This is a genomic window from Brevibacterium antiquum CNRZ 918 (genome assembly GCF_900169145.1).
GTDB lineage: Bacteria > Actinomycetota > Actinomycetes > Actinomycetales > Brevibacteriaceae > Brevibacterium > Brevibacterium koreense.
In genome coordinates, this window is record NZ_FXZD01000009.1 from 138,609 (window position 1) to 157,126 (window position 18,518).

Annotated in this window: 15 protein-coding genes; 3 read left to right on the plus strand and 12 right to left on the minus strand. The window is 64.5% G+C overall.

What is annotated here, in order from left to right; all coding sequences use genetic code 11:
- Window positions 1-10: 10 nt before the first annotated feature.
- Genes BANT918_RS13440 through BANT918_RS13455 form a run of 4 tightly spaced genes read right to left on the minus strand, consistent with a single transcriptional unit; the run spans window position 11 to window position 6,095 of the window.
- Complete coding sequence (locus tag BANT918_RS13440; RefSeq protein ID WP_233430488.1) at window positions 11-3,475, minus strand: ATP-binding protein; 3,465 nt, start codon at window positions 3,473-3,475, stop codon at window positions 11-13.
- A complete protein-coding gene (locus BANT918_RS13445) occupies window positions 3,472-4,179 on the minus strand; it encodes a DUF4194 domain-containing protein (RefSeq protein WP_101620727.1) in 708 nt (235 codons plus the stop codon). The genes BANT918_RS13440 and BANT918_RS13445 overlap by 4 nt, the downstream gene beginning before the upstream one ends.
- Window positions 4,176-5,639, minus strand: coding sequence for a DUF3375 domain-containing protein (locus BANT918_RS13450; RefSeq protein ID WP_101620728.1), 1,464 nt, complete (start codon window positions 5,637-5,639; stop codon window positions 4,176-4,178). The genes BANT918_RS13445 and BANT918_RS13450 overlap by 4 nt, the downstream gene beginning before the upstream one ends.
- A 45-nt stretch (window positions 5,640-5,684) precedes the next feature.
- Window positions 5,685-6,095, minus strand: a complete 411-nt coding sequence (locus BANT918_RS13455) for an MmcQ/YjbR family DNA-binding protein (protein ID WP_101620729.1) — start codon at window positions 6,093-6,095, stop codon at window positions 5,685-5,687.
- A gap of 109 nt (window positions 6,096-6,204) precedes the next feature.
- Here BANT918_RS13455 and BANT918_RS13460 point away from each other — a divergent pair, with 109 nt between their 5' ends.
- On the plus strand, window positions 6,205-7,197 hold the full coding sequence (locus BANT918_RS13460) for an asparaginase domain-containing protein (protein ID WP_101620730.1): 993 nt from the start codon (window positions 6,205-6,207) through the stop codon (window positions 7,195-7,197).
- Between the two features lie 93 nt (window positions 7,198-7,290).
- Here the strand turns inward: BANT918_RS13460 and BANT918_RS13465 are convergent, their stop codons facing one another.
- Complete coding sequence (locus BANT918_RS13465) at window positions 7,291-8,313, minus strand: NADP-dependent oxidoreductase (protein WP_101620731.1); 1,023 nt, start codon at window positions 8,311-8,313, stop codon at window positions 7,291-7,293.
- A gap of 93 nt (window positions 8,314-8,406) precedes the next feature.
- Window positions 8,407-9,231 carry a DUF402 domain-containing protein gene (locus BANT918_RS13470; protein WP_101620732.1) on the minus strand — a complete coding sequence of 275 codons (825 nt, stop codon included), beginning with the start codon at window positions 9,229-9,231 and terminating at the stop codon, window positions 8,407-8,409.
- A gap of 80 nt (window positions 9,232-9,311) precedes the next feature.
- On the opposite strand from BANT918_RS13470, the gene BANT918_RS13475 reads away from it, so the two are divergent.
- The gene (locus BANT918_RS13475; RefSeq protein WP_101620733.1) at window positions 9,312-10,259 is read left to right on the plus strand and encodes an amidohydrolase family protein; all 948 of its coding nucleotides are present in this window, start codon (window positions 9,312-9,314) and stop codon (window positions 10,257-10,259) included.
- Window positions 10,260-10,291: 32 nt separating this feature from the next.
- Here the strand turns inward: BANT918_RS13475 and BANT918_RS13480 are convergent, their stop codons facing one another.
- The 6 genes from BANT918_RS13480 to BANT918_RS13505 all read right to left on the minus strand — a co-directional run bounded on the left by BANT918_RS13480 (window position 10,292) and on the right by BANT918_RS13505 (window position 16,772).
- On the minus strand, window positions 10,292-10,831 hold the full coding sequence (locus BANT918_RS13480) for a DUF421 domain-containing protein (RefSeq protein ID WP_101620734.1): 540 nt from the start codon (window positions 10,829-10,831) through the stop codon (window positions 10,292-10,294).
- Between the two features lie 41 nt (window positions 10,832-10,872).
- Window positions 10,873-11,646 carry an SDR family oxidoreductase gene (locus BANT918_RS13485; protein WP_101620735.1) on the minus strand — a complete coding sequence of 258 codons (774 nt, stop codon included), beginning with the start codon at window positions 11,644-11,646 and terminating at the stop codon, window positions 10,873-10,875.
- Between the two features lie 87 nt (window positions 11,647-11,733).
- The gene (locus tag BANT918_RS13490) at window positions 11,734-12,714 is read right to left on the minus strand and encodes a hypothetical protein (protein ID WP_101620736.1); all 981 of its coding nucleotides are present in this window, start codon (window positions 12,712-12,714) and stop codon (window positions 11,734-11,736) included.
- A gap of 1 nt (window position 12,715) precedes the next feature.
- Window positions 12,716-13,360 carry a response regulator transcription factor gene (locus BANT918_RS13495; RefSeq protein WP_101620737.1) on the minus strand — a complete coding sequence of 215 codons (645 nt, stop codon included), beginning with the start codon at window positions 13,358-13,360 and terminating at the stop codon, window positions 12,716-12,718.
- Entirely contained in the window at window positions 13,348-15,312 is a 1,965-nt protein-coding gene (locus tag BANT918_RS13500) for a sensor histidine kinase (RefSeq protein ID WP_101620738.1), read from the minus strand. Before BANT918_RS13500 ends, BANT918_RS13495 begins: the two co-directional genes overlap by 13 nt.
- Before the next feature lie 197 nt (window positions 15,313-15,509).
- Entirely contained in the window at window positions 15,510-16,772 is a 1,263-nt protein-coding gene (locus tag BANT918_RS13505) for a trans-sulfuration enzyme family protein (RefSeq protein ID WP_233430489.1), read from the minus strand.
- A 521-nt stretch (window positions 16,773-17,293) separates the two neighbouring features.
- Between BANT918_RS13505 and BANT918_RS13510 the strand changes: the two genes are divergently transcribed.
- Window positions 17,294-18,328, plus strand: coding sequence for a nitronate monooxygenase (locus BANT918_RS13510; RefSeq protein WP_101620739.1), 1,035 nt, complete (start codon window positions 17,294-17,296; stop codon window positions 18,326-18,328).
- Window positions 18,329-18,518: the final 190 nt, after the last annotated feature.

Sequence of the window (18,518 nt, forward strand, 5' to 3'; positions counted from 1 at the left end):
CCTCACCCGCTCAGCTCTCATCGTCATTCTCATCCGTGCCTGCGTGATCGCCGATGCCTGCGTGGTCACCAACAACCGTTTCGTCCGCGTCGGCTCCACCGCTGGGCTCCTCCCTATTCTCCGTGTCCCAGACCATGGTCGCTGCCAGGGTCTTCTGCCGACTCGGGTTCTCGATCGCGGTCGCCGCACCGACATAGGGTTCGATGGTCTGCAGAAGTTTCTGCGGGGTGGCCAACACCATGTGGAACCCGAACTCGATGAAGATGTCGAGTGCCATGCGCGTGTACCTCGTGTCGGCCTTGTCGAAGGCCTCATCGAGGATGATCGTGCCGTACTTCGAAATCGCCTCATCGGGATCGGCCAGCTGGTAGCGCAGTGCCGCTGCGAGGCAGAAGATCACAAGCTTCTGCTGCTGACCGCCGGACATCGCAGCACCGGAATCGTAGGTGGCGTGGGCACGACCGTGGTCGTCGATCTCCTCGGCCAGGAAGCTCACGTGGAGACGAGTGTCGAGGCAGTGGTTCTTCCACACCTTGTCGACGTGCTCACTCGAGGAGAACCGGCGCATCACCTCGGCGAGGGTGTCGTATTTGTCCTCCGCAGTCGCCATGTCCTCTTCACCCCAGGTGCCGCCGGCGACCTTGCGGAGGTCGGAGATGAAGGCGTTGACGGTTTCACTGCGCCGAGTCTTGACCTTCAACCGCAGATAGCGGCCCTCGTCGAACTGGGACCGCAGGAGGGAGGAGTTGATCGGCGCGACCCGGTCCTCGATCTCGCGTGGTGCGGCGTGGATCTCGTTGAGGAGTTCGCCGATGAGATCGCGGGAGCGCTGCCGCAGCAGGTCCCGGAATCTGTTCTCGTGATCGGGCAGTCCGTGAGCCAGGATTTCGTCGAGCATCCCGAGATAGTCATGCCGATCGGCGACATCGGCGGTGAGGTCGGAGGCCACCGACGACCACGCGGCCTTGAACTCAGCGGCCAGCCGGGTGACGGCCTGACCTGCCTCGGTCGCCACGGCCTGCGCCTTGTCCTTCTCCGATTGCAGGGCCTGGGAGACCTGCTGGCCGATCTCCGGCAGAGACTCGCGTCTGATGCTGCGCTGGATCGTTGTGAACCGGGCCTCGAGCGCCTCGGCAATCCTCGGATCCACCTCGGGGATGACCCCGGCACTGACGTCGTCCTCGAGACGACTGAGACCGGCCCGCAGACTCGTGATCTCCTCGTTCGCCCGCCGCAGTCCGTAGTCGGCATCGCGGGTGGCGGCCTCGGCGGATTCCTTCGCCGCACGAGCCTCGCGTTCGGCCCCGATCGCCTGCTGCAGGTCACCGTCGGAGTCCTCGAGTTCACGCAGGGCCTTCTCCAGGGTCGCGATCGTCTCCTTGGCCCCGGCCAGGTCCACATCGCGCCAGGACTGTTCGCGGATTCCGGCGAGGATGCCCTTCCGGCGGTGGGCCCGTGCGGTCTCCGCGTTCGCTGCGTCGACGACGGATTCGGCCTCTGCCAGCTCCGCCTGGGCTTCTTTCAGGGCGGCGATGAGGGCTTCGAGCTTGTTCTCCCGGTCACCGAGCACCCACTGGCTGCGATCGTCGATGCGACGCCGGTCGTCCTTCTCATAGCGGGTCCGGGAGGTCTTGATCTGTCCCTTGATGGTGACGGCACGGGGATGGTCGTCAAGTTCGTCGGGGCGCTCGACACAGGCGAAGTCGAAGCGTTCGGACAGGGTGGAATGCATCCACTCCCCGAACCCTGTTTCGGCGACAGTGACCTTGTTGACCAGGGACTTCGCGCTGCCCACGGGTCGTGGTCTCGCCGCCTGGGCGGGGATCTCCTCGAACACGAGTCGGCCCTTGATGCGGTGGGCGTCGACCCAGGAGCGGACCGTTCCGAGGTTCTCGCTGCGCACGAGGACTGTGAGTGCCAGCGGGCGCAGCACGCGTTCGATCGCCCCGGTCCAGGCTGCGTGGTCGGGATCGACGTCGATGAGTTCGGCGGCGAAGGGCAATGCCTTCTCACTGAGTCCGGTGCCCTCAGCCAGTTCCTGCCGGATCTGGAGCAGATTGCCCGGCACGGTCGAGCCCGAACGGCGCAGGGAGTCGATCTCAGCTTCCAGTTCTCTGACCTGTGCGCGGGCCTTCGAGAAACGATCGTGGTCGGCATGGCTGGGTCCTGCGGCCTGTGTCTCCTCGTCGAGGGTGGACGCGATCTGGGCCTGGAGTTCGGCGAATTCCGCCGCCGAGGTGGGCACCTGTTCGATGTCCGCCTGCTTCAGCTGTCGCTCGAGGCTGGCCCACCGATCGGCGATGGCCCGGCGTTCGGTTTCAGCCGTGTCGATGCGCTGCTGCAGGTGTTCGGCCTCCGAGCCACCGAGGTCGAGGGTGGCGCGGCGGGTGAGATCGTATTCGTCGACCGCAGCGTCGTAGTCCTTCTTGGCCCGGTCGGCAGCGACTTCGATTTCGACAAGCTCCCGGCGCAGGGCCGAGAGGTCTGAGCGCATGAGGTCGAGTTCGCGTCGTTTCTGGAACGGCAGCAGAGCATCGTTGAGGGCGATCGACTTCGCCGCGGACTCATGGGCGAAGTCGTATCGGTTCGAGGCCTCGCGCAGTTCGAGAAGGTGGTCGCGTTGGCGGCGCAGTTCGACCACGTGGTTGTGGGCGTCTTTGAGGTCCCCGAACTGGTTGACCGCGGTCTCGGCCAGGTCGAAGGTGACCGGCGGTTCGAGCATGTGGTCACGGAAGAGCCGGTCCAGGCTGTCGAGACTCTTGGCCGATTGGGTCTTGTGCAGCAGCTGCAGCGCCGATTCACTGGCCATGCCGAATACCTTGCGCATTCGGGCATAGAACCTGGCGTGGGAACCGTTTGAGGTGATGAGCGCTTCGGGATGCTCTGCTTTGAGCTTCCTGGTCTCGAGTCCGCTCCGCGCATACTGCTGCAGGTCGGCGAGGTCGAGGCCTGCTCGTTCGAGAATGCAGACGTCGGAGAGGTCGGTCATCTTCGTGCCCGAGCCCTTGATGAAGAAGAGCCTGGCCAGCGACAGCGGACGGTCCGTGCCATTGTCGTAGCGGAGGATGATGCCGCTCCAGGTGGCACGTGGACGCAGGTACTTGCTGACGACACGGTCCTCATCGGAATCCGCTGTGCGAGTCCATGCGCCGCGAACATAGCTGACGAGGCTGCGCTGATCGATCCGACTGCCTGCGGTCTGGGCGGCGACGTTGAAGCGCAGCCACTTGTCCGGCGTGAGTACGGCGGCGATGCCGTCGAGCAGCGAGGACTTGCCCGAACCCGAAGGCCCGGTGATCAGGTGGCCCTTGTGGGAGACAGGAATGCGGTGGATGTCCGCGTCGAAGGTGCCCCAGTTCGCGATCTGAATCTCCGATAGCCGCCACTGGCTGCCGACGTCGGGACGATCGGCACCGCGGGCACGGGCCTGATCAGCGATGAGTGCGGCATCGATCGGGAAGAGCGCCTCGGTCATGCCTCGTCCTCCTCGGGATCGTCGGTCTCGGAATCGTCGGTCTCGACGGAACCGAGACCTGCCTCGGCGATGGAGCCCTTGGCCTCTCCCGCCGCGATGCGTTCGTAGACGTCGATGAGCTCGCGCACCTGGTCCTCGTCGATGAGGAACTTCACCATCGGCGAGATCTCGAAACGCTCCTCGCCGGCCTTGTGGAGGACACGCAGACGGTTGCTCATCCGGTTCCAGGCACCGTTGAGATTGCGCTGGAAGGTCGATTCGTCGCCGGTGCGGTAGATCGCGAGGCGTTCGTAGACCTCCTCGCGATCGACGATCACACGCCGCTCGCCGGGTGCGGCCAGGAGCAGTTGACGCAGAACGAGAAGCATAGCGGTATCGAGGAAGGTCAACCGTTCGCTGCGCACAGCCGCGGGCACATCGACCTCCTCGGTGACGACCTTGCGGGTGAAGGCGAATTCGTCGATCTTATCGATGACGAGCTCCAGGAACAGGTCGTGGAGCCGTGATCGCACAATGGCCTCATCGGCGACGAGTGCTGACCACAGCTGCGGACTCTGTGCGCCCGAGACATACGGGCCTTTGAGCAGTTCGAGCAGAACCCTGCGGGTGCGCTCACCCAGGGTTCCCGTGTCCTGAAACCACAGCGCGCTCGGATTCTGGGCGGAGGCTTCAACCTCGGTGGGGGTGTCTGCGGAATCGCTCATAGTGTGATGCTTTCGGTGAAGTAGTGGCGGCGGATCGTGGCGCTGCGCGCAATTCCGTCCACCCCTGCCCATTCGAGTCGGTCCCGCACTTCCGGGTCGACGCTGCCATAGGTGCTGGCAAGGGATAGTAGGCCGACGACGCTGGCCAGGCCCTGTGAGGCTGGGAAATGGTCGAGCACCTCGGCGACGGAGATCTGCTCGGCACCACGGATCGCCCGGTTGACGTTGTCGCTGAGTTCGGAGAAGTCGATCTCGGATTCCCGGGCGACGGCGATGAGTTCAGCGAAGTCGACTTCGGTCTCAGTGGCCTCGCCCAGTTCGGCACCGGCATCGAATTCGTCTGGGTCGTGGAGGACGACCTCCCCGACGCTGCCCAATGCCACGCTCGAAAGCTCAAGATCCACGCCGAGGGTGTCATAGGGTTTGCGCACCTGTGAGACCGGGGCCGCCGCGGCCAGAGCATCCTGAATCAGCGTGCGCATCACGCGGTCGCGTTGGAATTCGTGGGAGTGGACGTAGCGGCGCAGTCCGCGAGCGAATTCGGAGAGGATGTCGGAGACTTCGCGGGAGCCGTCCTTCATCTGTCGCATCAGGGTGCGCAGCGACCGGCGGGTCTCGACCGTCAGCGTGGCCGAGAAGTCGCGGTCGAGGATCGCTGCGATGTCCTCGTCGAAGGCCGAGGCCTGCTCGGGATCGCGGACCAGCGCGGAGAAGGCAGAGAACGTTCTGCCCTCATCGGAGGACTCGATGAGGTCGACGCCCCGGAAGACCTCGTGAAGGACCTGGGACTGTGAGTCCTCGGCGGCCAGTATCGAGATCCGCAGCTCCTGGTTGAGCTCTTCGAAGCGGGCGCGGACGCGGGCGAAGTCGGCGGGCAGGCCCTGCGCTTGTTGGAGGATGTCGCCGACGCGTTCATTCGCGCGGCGCCGGTCGAGGACGATCGAGCGGGGGTCGCCGCGGCGGACGCGAGCGATCTCAGCATCGATGCGGTCACGTTCGGCTCGCAGGGATGCCAGCCGACGGGAGCTGTCCGGATCGGTGTCGATGGCCAACTGGCGTACGGACTGGGCGAGGCTGACCAGTCGTGATTCGGTCGCGGTCTGGGGTGGGGTGCGCAGCTGTTCGAGCATGCGGATGGCGTCGAATCCCGCCGCGGAGAGTTCGTAGGTCTCACCCCTCGCCGAGGTGGCCGGCCGGCGGACGAGGATCTCTGCCCTTCGCCAGTCGTCGCAGTAGGCCTTGGCTGTCCGCGTGGACAGATCAAAGTGGTCGCGCAGCTCTTCGAGGTCGGAGTCGATGGACTCGTGCAGGTCTTCGGTGGAGATTCGGGTGCCGGGCCTGCCCAGGTGAGTGCCCAGTACCGCGGCCATGACCGGGAGATGGTCGGCCCGCAGCATGCGCAATGTGGCATTCGCATCGAGCAGTCGCCTGTAGGCGAGTGCGGAGCTGAGGGCGGACATGTCACCTATTGTCTGCGCCGGTGGGGTCCGTTGCCAACTTCGGGGTTAGTCATCGGCTCGGCCTCCGAACGTCGCCGGGTCCACGGGACGATCACGTTTGGCCATCTTCGCAACGACCAGACAGTAGGACTCGAGGACGAGGTCATGGAGTAGGTCCACGTCGAGGGTAGTGCCTGCGGCATCCTCCTCGCCTGCGCCGGCGACCGTGATCCAGTGCAATTTGTTCATGTGATAGGCAGGGGTGATCTCCTCGTAGGCGTCGCGCAGCACCTCCGAGTCGAGTGGGTCGATCTTGAGATTCATGCTGGGCACGCCGCGCAGATCGAAGAACATCAGGAACATCTTCCCGCGCACCTTGTACACGGCATACTCCGGCCCGAACGGGTGCTCGATCTCCACCGACGGATATTGGATCGCCTGGTCATGAGCGAGTGCGAGCACGGTGTCAGGATCCATGCCTGGATGCTAGCAAACGGCCATGACACTAAATGGACGAGTCAGGGTGAACGAGTCAGGGTGGACGGGTCAGCATCGAACCAGCTGGCCGACCGATAGAATCATCCCCATGTCTGCGAACTCTCCTCACCTCCTTGTCGCCGCCCTCGGCGGAACCATCGCGTCGACCCCGAACCAGTCGGGTGGAGTGGCGCCGGCTCTGGGCGGAGCAGAGATCGCCGCGGCCGCCGGCCTCGACCAGATCTGGCCGGACCTGGAGGCCGATTTCACCCAGGTATCGCAGGTCTCCAGCGCCAATGTCACCCTCGATATGATCTTCGAGGTCCGCGAACTGGCCCGCACGAGCGGGGCCGATGGCATTGTCCTCACCCAGGGCACCGACACTCTCGAGGAGAGCGCCTTCGCCCTCTGGCTGCTCAATGATTCGGCGACTCACATCGCCGCCACCGGAGCCATGCGCAACCCGACCCTGCCCGGCGCCGATGGACCGGCGAACGTGCGCGCTGCGGCCCTGACTGCACTCTCTCCCCTGAGTGATGGGCTGCCCTCAAGTCTGGTCTTCAACGACGAGATCCACGATCCGCGTTTCGTCCGCAAGTCCCATGTGACCTCGACCGCGGCGTTCTCCTCCGGTCCCGTCCTCGGCGCCATCGGCTGGCTCAGCGAGGACACCGTCCGACTCCCCCACTCGCCCTCCGCCGTCGATGTCTCGCCGTTCGCGGGCCTCCCCCGCCCCGAAGCGCTTGCCCCGGTCGCACTCGTCGAGGTGGGCATGGGCGAACCCGAGGAGACACTGACCCAGCTCATCGACTCCGGTTTCACCGGTGCAGTCCTCGCTGGAGTCGGCGGTGGCCACGTCCCGGAGCACCTGGTGCCGGCGGTGGCCCGCCTCGGCGAGGCCATGCCCGTGATCCTGGCATCACGGCCTGGCTCGGGTGCGAGCCTGACCCGCACCTACGGCTACCCCGGCGGTGAGATCGGACTGCTCGAGTCCGGCCTCATTCCCGCCGGGATCCTCGACTCCCGAAAGGCCCGCATCGTCCTGACCTTGGCCCTGAGCATGGGGCTTGACCCCGCCGAGGCGTTCGCCCAATTCGCGTGAGTGCCAGTCGAGGAACCGCCACAGATCGACCAGCACCTACCGACAGTCAGAGTAGTCTGACGCACCAACCGACGGACCTCTCCGAAGCAGTTCTCAGCTCTGCGCGCCGACGGCCACGACCATTTTGCCGAAGTTTCGGCCGTTGAGCAGGTCGTTGAAGTACTCGGGTGCCTTGTCGAGTCCAGGGCGGATGTCCTCGCGGTAGCGAATCTTTCCTTCCTTGATCCAGCCGCTCATGTCGGACAGGAAGTCGTCATGGTACTTTTCGACGAATTCGGTCTGGATGAAGCCGCGAACGGTCAGTGACTTCGTCAGAATGTTGCCCATGAGTGCACCCGAACGGTCGGGGCCTTCCGGCAGTTCGGTGAGGTTGTAGTTGGCAACGAGGCCGCATAGAGGCACACGAGCATAGGTGTTCAGTCGCGGAAGCACTGCCGAGAACACATCTCCGCCGACGTTTTCGAAGTAGACGTCGATACCCTGCGGCACCGATTCTTTGAGCTCGTTCCTGAGGTTGCCCGACCGGTGGTCCAGTGCCACGTCGAAGCCGAGCTCGTTCAGGTGGGCGACCTTGTCCGGTCCACCTGCGATGCCGACGGCCTTCGCACCCTTGATCTTCGCGATCTGACCGACGACGGAGCCGACGGGACCTGTGGCGGCAGCGACGGCAACGGTTTCGCCGGGCTGCGGACGGCCGATCTCCAGGAGACCTGCGTACGCGGTGAAGCCTGGCATTCCGAGAACGCCGAGGGCTGTGCTGATCGGTGCGATCTCCGGATCGACGCGGCGCAGGTGCGCGGCGTTCTCGACGGAGTACTCCTGCCATCCACCGTAGCCGAGGACGGTGTCACCTGCGGAGAAGTTCGACGAGTTCGACTCGACGACCTCGGAAACCGTGGCGCCGCCCAAGACGTCGCCGAGTTCGACCGGCTTCGCGTAGGACTTCGCCTCCGACATCCGGCCGCGCATGTACGGGTCGAGTGAGAGGTACAGGGTGCGCAGGAGGACCTCGCCGTCCTGCGGCGTCGGCAGGTCAACCTCGTCGAGGAGGTAGTTCTCCGCCTTCGGCTCGCCGACCGGACGAGAATTCAGACGAATCCTGTGGTTTGTCGTCATCGAGATGCTTCCTTTCATCACCGCCGCGCACTGTCTGCGCGCGGTCGTTGCGTGTCTGAGAGGCTGAATCGGCAGTGGCCGAACCGGCAGCGCCTAAATCCAGTCCTTGCTGTAGCAACCACTTTGGACCCGGTGATGTTCCTGTTTTCGCGAAGTATTCGAGGTCATCTCGGACGCCAGCTCTCGAGCCTTCATCTCCCACTTCGGGTCGAACGCCCAGGTGAACTCGCCGAGGTGGTCAAGCAGTTGCGAACCATTGTGCCGGATGGCATCCGACCACTCACGTGGCCACGCACCGTAGTTCGCCGCGGCGGCGAGCTCATCCACGTCCTTGAACACCGCCCCGTTCGGGTTGAGCACTGGTTCCCCGTTCGCCCCCTCTGCCGAGCGCGCGTGCAGTGGTTCGCTGTCGAGCGGGAACGTGATGTCGAGGATGTGATCACTCGTGTAAAGCGCATCGTTCGCGCGACGATGGGTGGCCTCGAGGTTGATGTACCAGAGCGCCGAGATCGATCCGGCCGCACCGGATTTCAGCAGCACCCACACGGAGAACGGAGCGTGGCGCGGCACGATCTTCAGCACCCCGACCCCACGCCAGCTGCCCGGGACGCTGATCCGGCGGGGCGCCTCGGCGGGAGGACGGAACCGAGCACGGAGCGGAACATCATGGGGGTCCGTGTCTTCCCAGCCGACTATCCTCGTGTCGGTGGTCTCGGTGCCACCGGCCAGCCACAGGACGGCGCCGGCCGGCCCGTCCTCGATCACACGCATCGGCCGGACCACCTCGGCGTGGTCGCGGTCGAAGTCGAATCGCCGGAACGACCAGGTCACGGTGTCGCCAGGGCCCCAGAACGGCCCCTCGCCCACGCCACGCGTGCCTGGCGGGACGTCGATCTCGTACGGATCGGTGAACTCCATGAGGGCAGTCTAGGTGCGCGGCATGGGTGGGTGCTGGATGCTGCTGACCTTCCTCAGGGTTCGCCGCCTAAGGTGGAGGCATGGAGAACTTCACCCTTCCCGATCGCAAAGACGCGAGCAATCGCAGCGACGCGACCGCGACCCAACCGCCGCGCACCGATGCCGAGATTCCGGCCTACCTCGAGGCCTTGGACATTCCCGGCCTCGCCGACATCCACATCCATTTCCTGCCGCCCAACGTCCTCGACAAGGTGTGGGCATACTTCGACGCTGCCGAAGCCAGCTACGGCTACCCGTGGCCCATCCACTACCGCTACGACACGCAGACGCGCCTGCAGATCGTCCGTGACCTGGGCGTCCGTGCGATCCCGGCTCTGACCTACCCGCACAAACCCGGCATGGCAGCCTGGCTCAATGAATGGAACCGCGAGTTCGCCGCCGCACATGACGATGTCATCCACTGCGCCACCCTCTACGCGGAGCCGGAATCCGCCGACTATGTCCCTGAGGCGCTGGCGGCGGGTGCCCGGCTCTTCAAAGTCCACATCCAGGTGGGCGGCTTCTCCCCTAACGACCGCGTCCTCGATCCGGCGTGGGCGGCACTGGCCGAGGCGCAGGTGCCCATCGTCATCCACGCCGGCTCCGAGCCGCTGCCCGGCACCCACACCGGCCCGCAGGCTGTGGCGAAGGTGCTCGAACGGTTCCCGTCCCTGCAGTTCGTCATCGCCCACATGGGCATGCCCGAGTACGACGCCTTCGCCACCCTCGCCGAAGACTACAGTGGAGTGCACTTGGACACGACCATGTACGCCTCCGGGTTCTTCAACTCCCCCGCCGAGGTGGCCCCCGCTTACCGTGAACGCTTGGCCGGCCTGCAGGACAAGATCATCCTGGGCTCGGACTTCCCCAACATTCCCTACCCCTATGCGGATCAGATCTCAGGTCTGGCCGGGCTCGACCTCGGCGACGACTGGATGTGTTCGGTACTGTGGCGCAATGGCGCGCGGATCCTCGGGCTCGAAGGCTGAGTCTCAGTCCTCGCGGGGCAGCATAGGCAGTCTCAGTCCTCGCGGGGAATTCTCTCCGCTCCGATGACGCCGCGGAGGAGCTCGTCGTCGATGGGCGCCCCTCGCCGGGTCACGCTGATCTGACCGGTCGGTTCGAGGATCACGCAGGCCACCTCGGCGCGATGCCGGATGCCTGCCATGCGCAGCTTCGAATACACTTCGGCGGGATCGACATGAGCCCTGGCGAGGTTGTCGGTCAGCAGCTCACCGCCGGCCATGAGCACGATGGCGGGACTGTTGACGATACTCGCAATCCGGTGGAAGTGCCGTGCCTTTCCGGTCAGCGCCTGCAGCATCAGCAGGGTGGCCAGGGCCAGCAGACCGGCGATGAGCGTCGGAGTGTCTCCGAGGATCGCACGGCCGATGATCGCGCCGAGAGCGATGATGGAGGCGAGGTCAAAGCTTGAGAGGCTGGCCAGGGTGCGTTGGCCGAAGACCCTGACGAGGAGGATGATGCCGATATAGAACGCAATGGAGGACACGATGATCCTCACCGCGTCGATGCCGTCGAGCCCGAATTCCAGCCAGTTCATGTATGTCCTCCCGACTGGATTCTACAACTTCACATGCGGACTCAGTGGGTGCGCAGCCAGTCATCGACGGTGACGGCGGACAACCTCGGCGAATCTGGAATGAGTCCGTTGGTCGACATCGGGCCCGGGAGCGGGATGGGAACGATCTTCGAGACACGTGACCAGCGTGTTCCGGTACCTCGGGCCGAGTCTGCATCCGCATTCGTCACAGCGATCCGGCCGGCGATCGTCGGGAAGTCGCTGACCTCGGGGCCGGCGACGTCAAGGGTTCCCCGTTCTCCTGCATCAATGGCCTCGGCCATCATTCGCGCGGCCTCGTCTGTGGCCAGCGCTTGGACTCGCATCCGCGGCACGAAGGCCACCGGACCAGCGGTGAACGTCATCGATTCGACGAGTTCGAACCATTGGGTCGAGCGGAACATCAGCAGCTGATCGGCAGGCACCAACCTGCGATAGACGCGCTCCTGCAGTTCTTTGGCCTGGTAGTAGCCGAGCAGCTTGGACGAGGCGACCTCAGGACGGAACGCGATGGACAGACACACCATGGCCGCCCCTGGGTTCTCTGCCGCGGCCAGGGCGATCGAACGTGAACTGCGGGAGAAGAAGTCGAGTGCCTTGTGTCGGTTATTCGTCATGTGATTGACGCAGTCGACGAGGACCTCGCTGCCTTCACCCGCCTCGGTGACGCCTTCGCCGGCATACGTGTCGACTCCGATGCCGCGGTGGGCGGCGATCACCGAATGCTCACGTTCACGCAGGTGTGCCACGAGTCTGCGGCCGAAGGTTCCGGTGGCGCCGTAGACGGTGATCTGCATGTCTCATCCCCTGATGTCGGTGGAGTGGTGACTGCTGAGCCGCAGTGCCCGCCGGCGGTTGCGCCGACAGGCACCGTATGCGCCAGTCTAGTTCTGTTCGATGGAGATCGTTCCGGTGTCAGCACTCACTGCAACCGGGATGATCGTCTTGCCGTCGGCGGCCTTAGAATCCTTCGACGCATCGTACTTCTTAAGATCCTTGGCCAGATCGACGCTGCCCTGATTCGAGTTCGCGTTGATGCGGTAGAAGAGATCCTTGGCGTCATCAGCGCTGTCGTCGTCCTTGGAAGCGGGAGCCTCGGCGGCCATCTTCTCTTGGGCCAGGTCCAGACGCGGAAGACGGATGTCGATCGAGCCTTCGTCGGCCTTGGCCACGATGCCCGACATCGGAACCATATCGTTGGAGAAGTCGAGGTCGATCGTCCCCGTCGAGGTCACAGCGTCGACATGGTCACTGACATTGAGGTTCGAACCGTCAAGGGTACCCACATCGGTCCTGGACTCGATGGTGCCGAAGGTTCCGGTCAGGTGCGTCATGCCGTAGTCCGTCGAGGTCTGCAGGGTATCGGCCGAGCCGTTGACGTCGACTGCGCCCCCATCGGTCTTGGCAACGATCTCCTGGTAGTCGCCTACGATGTCGATGGCACCGAAGCCGCCGTTGAAGTCGAGCTTCATCTCCTTCGAGCTTGCTGCTGGGAGGATGACCTCGATTCGGGAGTTCTCGAGTTTGCGATGCTCGTCGATCGACACGGTCGATGAGCTGCCGGACCCTCTCACCTGCAGTTTCGGTGCCTCGCCTCGGGGACCGGTGGCGTTGAGCCTGACAGAAGGCTCATCCGTGTCAGTGGTCTTGACGACAACCGAGGCACTGGTGTCGAGGTCGAAGCTCAGATCCTTGACGGAGGCCGGCAACGACTTCGTGACTTCGAGGTTCGTGTAGTTCAGGCGTGAGGCCCCGTGGGCGACGCTGAAGGCGATGGGCACAAGGAGGACGACGAGAGCGGCAATCGTGATGATCACGCGCATGCTCGTGCGGGTGGATTCGCTGACGTGGACTGTGGCAGGCATTCTATGCTCCGAGGAAAGTGAGGACGGCGAGGATTCGTCGATTGTCCGAAGTGTCGGCCGTGAGACCGAACTTAGTGAAGACCGAACTGATGTGCTTCTCAACCGCTCCCGCACTGAGGTAGAGGGTGCGGGCGATCGCAGCATTCGATTTGCCTTCGGCCATGAGCTGGAGGACTTCGAGTTCGCGTGGGCTCAGGGTTGAGAGTCCGTCTTTCTTGCGTGTGCGCACGAGGATCTGCGAGACGACCTCAGGGTCTAAGACGGTGCCGCCGGAGGCGACCTCGTCGACGGCGGCGAGGAAGTCCTCGACATCGGCAACTCGGTCCTTGAGCAGGTATCCGAAGCCACCGGTGTTCTCAGCGATGAGCTCGGACGCGTACTGCTCCTCCACATACTGGCTGAACACGAGCACCTTGACGTCGGGATTCTGCTTGCGGATGAGCACGGCCGCGCGGATGCCCTCGTCGGTGAACGTCGGTGGCATGCGCACATCGATGATGGCGAGGTCGGGTGGAGTGTTGTGGACCGTCGCGAGGAGTTCGTTGGCGTCGGGGACAGCGGCGATGACATCGTGGCCGGCATCGACCAAAAGCCTCTCGAGTCCGGCTCGCAAGATGGCAGAGTCTTCGGCGATTACGATGCGCATGGCACCTCCACAACGACAGTAGTTGGCCCACCTGCAGGGCTGGTCAGGTTCAGTGTCCCACGAGCGGCACCGACGCGATCGAGCAAACCGGCGATCCCGGTGTGACGGCCCGAACGGTCGATGCGCGCCCCGCCCACACCGTTGTCGGTGACGACGATCTGGACGCCTGTCTCGATCGGGGCGATGAAGACTCGGGCATGTGTTGCCCCCGAATGCTTGGCGATGTTCGTCAGGCATTCGGCGACAACGAAGTACGCCACAGCTTCGGCCTCTCGATCGATGCGTCCGGAGAGACGGACATCGACCTCGACCGGGATCGACGAGCGCCCTGCCAGAGCGGAGACAGCCGCGTCGAGTCCACGATCGGTGAGCACCGCAGGGTGGATGCCGCGCGCCAACTGCCGCAGCTCGTTGACGATGCCCTTCGCCTCGGAGTGGGCCTCGGAGACCAACTCCTTGGCACGCTCGGGGTCGTTGTCGATCTTCGACTTCGCCATGCCCAACGTCATGCTCAGGGCGACGAGGCGGGGCTGAGCTCCATCATGGAGGTCACGTTCGATGCGCAGCCGCTCTGCACCGGCGGCCTCAATCCCGGCCATGCGGGCCCGGTCGAGTTCGGTGACCTCGGCCTGCAGCGCCGCGGTCCGTGCAGGTGGGAGAAGGCTGCGATCCAGGGCCCTGTCGAGGTATGGGGCGAACCACAGGATCGCCAGGGAGCTGGCGAGGACGATGAGGGAGCCGATGGCAACGCCGATGCGTCCCAACCCGCCGGTGGAAGAACCGAGGAAGAAGGTCGTGACGCCCTCCGGGTTGATGGCGCTGAAGATGCCGAGGACAGCCGCGCAGATGCCGGCGACAGTGCCGAAGACGACGATCGCGCCGAGCAGCATCTTCACGTAGTGGTGGGCACTCGAGCGCCAGAACGAGCCGGACTTCACATACAGCCAGCGATTGTGGCAGAAGCGGGTGAATCCCGATTCACGGGTGCTGCGTTCGATCTTCGGAACCGGGATGCGGTCGCCGTAGATGAGTTCAGCACGGTAGCGCTCGAACACGTTGGCACCCTGCTGGACGAGGACCCAGGCGACGAGTGCGAGCACGCCGAGGCCGAGAGCGAAGATTCCACCGAGGCCGGTGAACAGCAGGCCGAGCGGGATCCAAGCCCAGACCACAGCCATCACGGCAGAGAGCACGAGGTTCGCGACGCCGACGATTCCGGCTCGCTTGTGCGGCCATTCGATCGGGCCGTCGGCGGGGATCTCAGTCACCCCGTCGGCGGTGAGAGGCATCGTCCCTGTCACAGGTGCGTAAGTGACGTTCTCCGTCCTCGGCTTCTTCCGCCGAGGCGGTTGCATCGGCTGCACCGGGCGCATCGGCATCTGCCCATAGGGCCCGGCCGCGGGTGCAGGATGCTGGTTGGGGAACCGGGCGGATTGCTGGTTGGGGTAGGTGCGCGGGGCACTTGCGGTCTGTGCGGAATGGCCAGCATATTGGGAATGGCCGGGCTGGGATGGGTGCACCTGGGTGGGCTGCTGTCCGGGCGTCTGCTGTGGGAGCCCCTGACCCGGGTATCCCTGTGGGGAGTTCGCATTCATCACGCGGGTCTGGGGGGATGCTGGCGTGTGCTGCTGCGTCGGATAGTCGGTCGTCGGCGACTGCGAAGCCCGGGGTGATCCGGATGGCTGCTCCTCTTCCGTCGCCGAAGGCGTGTCAGCGGACTCATCGCTCGCGCCGCCGGCCGAGGACTCTGGGCTCGGTGGAACCTCGAGAGTCTCTGCGCTTGGCGGCGCGTTGACTATCGCCTCCGCGCCGATGGACCTCGCTGATTCTGGTATCTCTTCTGGCGTCTCTTCTGGTGTCTCTTCTGGTGTCTCTTCTGGTGTCTGGGACTCCAGAGAATCGGTGCCCTGCGGCTCCGATTCGTGCGGGTTCGTGGGGGTGTTCTCACTCATAGCAAATACGCTACGGGAGTCGGCGAGCTGCCAACAGCACGTTGACCGCCTAGCCTACGTCGGGTTTTCCCCACGCCCGGTGACCAGACGCACACGCAGCTATAGCGGCCGGGTACACGCAACACCGGTGCTGGTAGTGACTACCAGGACCTCTACGACCTACCGTAAGCAGAGCACCGCGCCGCGTCAGCCGCTTTTCATACCGCTGCAAATGGGTGATTCAGAGCTGCCGGTGATGGGTGGCCCTCGGAGTCCCCCGTGAACGTCTGCTCCGCTGCAGCAAGCGCCGTTTCAAGGTCGGCGAGGATGTCGCCGATATCCTCAATGCCCAGGGACAGGCGGATGAACGTCGGCGAGACGCTGAGCTCACAGTCGGCGACCGCCAGATGAGTCATGGTCGCCGGATGATCGATGAGGGACTCGACTCCGCCAAGCGACTCGGCCAGAGTGATGAGCTGAGTGTTCTGCACCAGAGACAGGGCACGTGCTTCGGTATCCGTGCGAAATGACACGACTCCTCCAAAGCCGCTCATCTGCTTCTTTGCAACCTCATGGCCTGGGTGGGAAGGCAGACCCGGGTAGAGCACCTCGGCGATCTCGGGACGGTCTTCCAACCATTCGGCCACGGCCTGCGCGTTCTCACAGTGCCTGGCCATGCGCACCGGCAGTGTCTTGATGCCGCGACGGGTAAGCCACGCATCGAACGGGGCGACGCCCAGCCCCACGGATGCAAGGTAGTTCTGCAGACGTTCGACAACCTCGGCGGCACGGGCACAGGTCGAGCCGTCGCCGGCGAGAACGGCGCCACCGATGACATCGGAGTGGCCGTTGATGAACTTCGTCGTCGAGTGGATGACGACATCGGCCCCGAGTTCGATGGGGCGTTGGAGGATGGGTGTCGCGAACGTGGAGTCGACGGCGAGGAGCGCGTTCGCGGCATGTGCCAGCCTGGCCGTCTCCTCGATGTCGACGATATCGAGGCCGGGGTTGCTCGGGGTCTCGACCCACACGATCGCGGTCTTCTCGGAGATCGCGGCCGCCAGCGCCTCGGTGTCGGTGAGGTCGACCGTGCGGATGCTGATTCCCCAGCGCTCATACTCGTTGACGAGCAGCCGGTAGGTGCCGCCGTAGATATCGCGGGGAATGATGATCTCATCGCCGGGGCCCAGCAGTGCCGAGAACACCGCGACCTCCGCCGAAGTGCCCGAGTTCACTGCCGCCGCAAACGTTGCGTTCTCCAGTTCGCACAGCACCTGTTCGAGGTCGCTGCGGTTCGGGGTGCCGGTGCGTGCGTAGTCGAAGCCGGCACGGGTCTGGCCCGGGGTGTCCATCATGAAGGTCGAGGTCTGGAAGATCGGGGCAACGACCGAGCCTGTATGTGATTCGGGGTCGGCGCCCGAATGCACCGAACGGGTCGAAATGCCAGGCTGAGCGGTGCGCAAGGGTTCTGTGATGCTCACGGCGGGTCCTTCCTTCACTGACGACACTTCGACTTCGCTGCCGAAGTCACACCAGTCTGGATGGGCTGCTCGCTCAATGCCCTCTCCTGTGACCTTGGGTGTCACCGGCCGTCATGTTCCGGTCTTGCGGCGTCATTCTTCGTCACGCGGGTCGGAAAAGTCGAAGGCGTGAACAGCGGCGGCGCTGGAGCTGGCTGGGGATCGATCGAAGTTTCAGGGCCCACGTTCAAACCGAGGCTATGAAACTTCGATCGGTCCCCAAGTGTCCCCCAGTCGAAGCTGACCGCCGTTGTCTCGGGCGCCTGCACCCTCAGGCCGGCCGCCGGCACACCACTTCTGAGTTCCGACCGGAGACGGCCCAAGCGCTACTTTCGGGTGAGCCTGGGCTCCCCCGACCACGTACCCTCATCGCTGCCGACCTGGAACGCCACAGCTCAGCAGGAGTGCAAGAATGGCAGAGGAATACTCATCCCATGAGGAGCCCACCTCGTCCAGGAAGCCCGAGTAAAGAGTAGGAAAAGATGACGACGATCGCCTTCGAGACCACTGACCTGCCCATCATCGGAGCTCCGATGGCCGGCGGAACGACGACGCCCGAACTCACAGCTGCAGTCGCCCGAGCCGGCGGATTCCCGTTCGTGGCCGGCGGCTATCTCAGCGCCGAAGCATTGGCCCCGCTGATCTCGCGCATGCGCGAGACGACCGCGAACTTCGGCGTCAATCTCTTCGCTCCAAACGTTGTGCCCGTTGATCGCGGCGCCTTCGACGCCTTCGCTTCGGCGCTCGAGCCGGTCGCGGCCGATCGTGGAGTCGCCATCGATCCAGAGCCGGTTGATGACGACGATCACTACACCGACAAGATCGACTACCTCGTCGGCAATCCCGTGCCCCTCGTGTCAATGACCTTCAACATCCCCAGCGCCGAGGTGGTCTCTCGTCTCCAATGCGTCGGAACTCAGGTGGTCGCCACCGTGACGACCACCGCCGAGGCGCGCACAGCCGCCGATCGCGGCGTCGACGCTCTCATCGTTCAGGGTCCTCGTGCCGGTGGGCACTCGGGCACCGCCGACCCGACGCGATCCATCGAGGATCGGTCCACTGCCGACCTTGTTCGCGAGGTCCTCGCCGAAGTGGACCTGCCCGTGGCGGCAGGAGGCGGAATTGATGGTGTCGAGGCAGTCGACGAGCTGCTGCAGGCTGGGGCGAGCGCCGTGGTCGTCGGTACCCTACTTCTGCTCACCGATGAGGCAGGCACTGCGCCGACCCACCGCGCTGCTCTGCAGTCCGAGGACTTCGACGAGACCCAGCTGACCAGTGCTTTCACCGGCAGGCCGGCTCGTGCGCTGGTCAATGACTTCGTGCGGAAGTTCGATCCGATCGCGGTCGATGCCTACCCGGCGGTTCATCACTTGACGAAGTCCTTCCGCGCCCAGGCGAAGAAGGACGACGATCCTCAGTGGCTCCATCTGTGGGCCGGCACCGGCCATCGAGGCGCCCACACGGGTTCCGCCGAAACGGTCATCAAGGAGCTCGGGGCTCCATTCGCGCGCGAGTAGTCGCAGCCCCACCGCGAATTGTGGAAGTTTTGGGCTGATTTCACCCCGAGAAAGTGACCCATTCCTTCCTCAACTCAGCGGCCGGTAGTTCTTGCTGCGCCGCCCAGGGAGTCACTGAGCGAACGGGTTCGAGGTGCTCGCGAGGCTGCCCGCGGTGTGAGTCGCGGGAACCACCTCCCGGCTATCGTCC

Bases quoted from the DNA above. Each gene is read 5' to 3' on its own strand.
- BANT918_RS13440 (WP_233430488.1), bottom strand. From the start codon at position 3,475: ATGACCGAGGCGCTCTTCCCGATCGATGCCGCACTCATCGCTGATCAG.
- BANT918_RS13445 (WP_101620727.1), bottom strand. From the start codon at position 4,179: ATGAGCGATTCCGCAGACACCCCCACCGAGGTTGAAGCCTCCGCCCAG.
- BANT918_RS13450 (WP_101620728.1), bottom strand. From the start codon at position 5,639: ATGTCCGCCCTCAGCTCCGCACTCGCCTACAGGCGACTGCTCGATGCG.
- BANT918_RS13455 (WP_101620729.1), bottom strand. From the start codon at position 6,095: ATGGATCCTGACACCGTGCTCGCACTCGCTCATGACCAGGCGATCCAA.
- BANT918_RS13460 (WP_101620730.1), top strand. From the start codon at position 6,205: ATGTCTGCGAACTCTCCTCACCTCCTTGTCGCCGCCCTCGGCGGAACC.
- BANT918_RS13465 (WP_101620731.1), bottom strand. From the start codon at position 8,313: ATGACGACAAACCACAGGATTCGTCTGAATTCTCGTCCGGTCGGCGAG.
- BANT918_RS13470 (WP_101620732.1), bottom strand. From the start codon at position 9,231: ATGGAGTTCACCGATCCGTACGAGATCGACGTCCCGCCAGGCACGCGT.
- BANT918_RS13475 (WP_101620733.1), top strand. From the start codon at position 9,312: ATGGAGAACTTCACCCTTCCCGATCGCAAAGACGCGAGCAATCGCAGC.
- BANT918_RS13480 (WP_101620734.1), bottom strand. From the start codon at position 10,831: ATGAACTGGCTGGAATTCGGGCTCGACGGCATCGACGCGGTGAGGATC.
- BANT918_RS13485 (WP_101620735.1), bottom strand. From the start codon at position 11,646: ATGCAGATCACCGTCTACGGCGCCACCGGAACCTTCGGCCGCAGACTC.
- BANT918_RS13490 (WP_101620736.1), bottom strand. From the start codon at position 12,714: ATGCCTGCCACAGTCCACGTCAGCGAATCCACCCGCACGAGCATGCGC.
- BANT918_RS13495 (WP_101620737.1), bottom strand. From the start codon at position 13,360: ATGCGCATCGTAATCGCCGAAGACTCTGCCATCTTGCGAGCCGGACTC.
- BANT918_RS13500 (WP_101620738.1), bottom strand. From the start codon at position 15,312: ATGAGTGAGAACACCCCCACGAACCCGCACGAATCGGAGCCGCAGGGC.
- BANT918_RS13510 (WP_101620739.1), top strand. From the start codon at position 17,294: ATGACGACGATCGCCTTCGAGACCACTGACCTGCCCATCATCGGAGCT.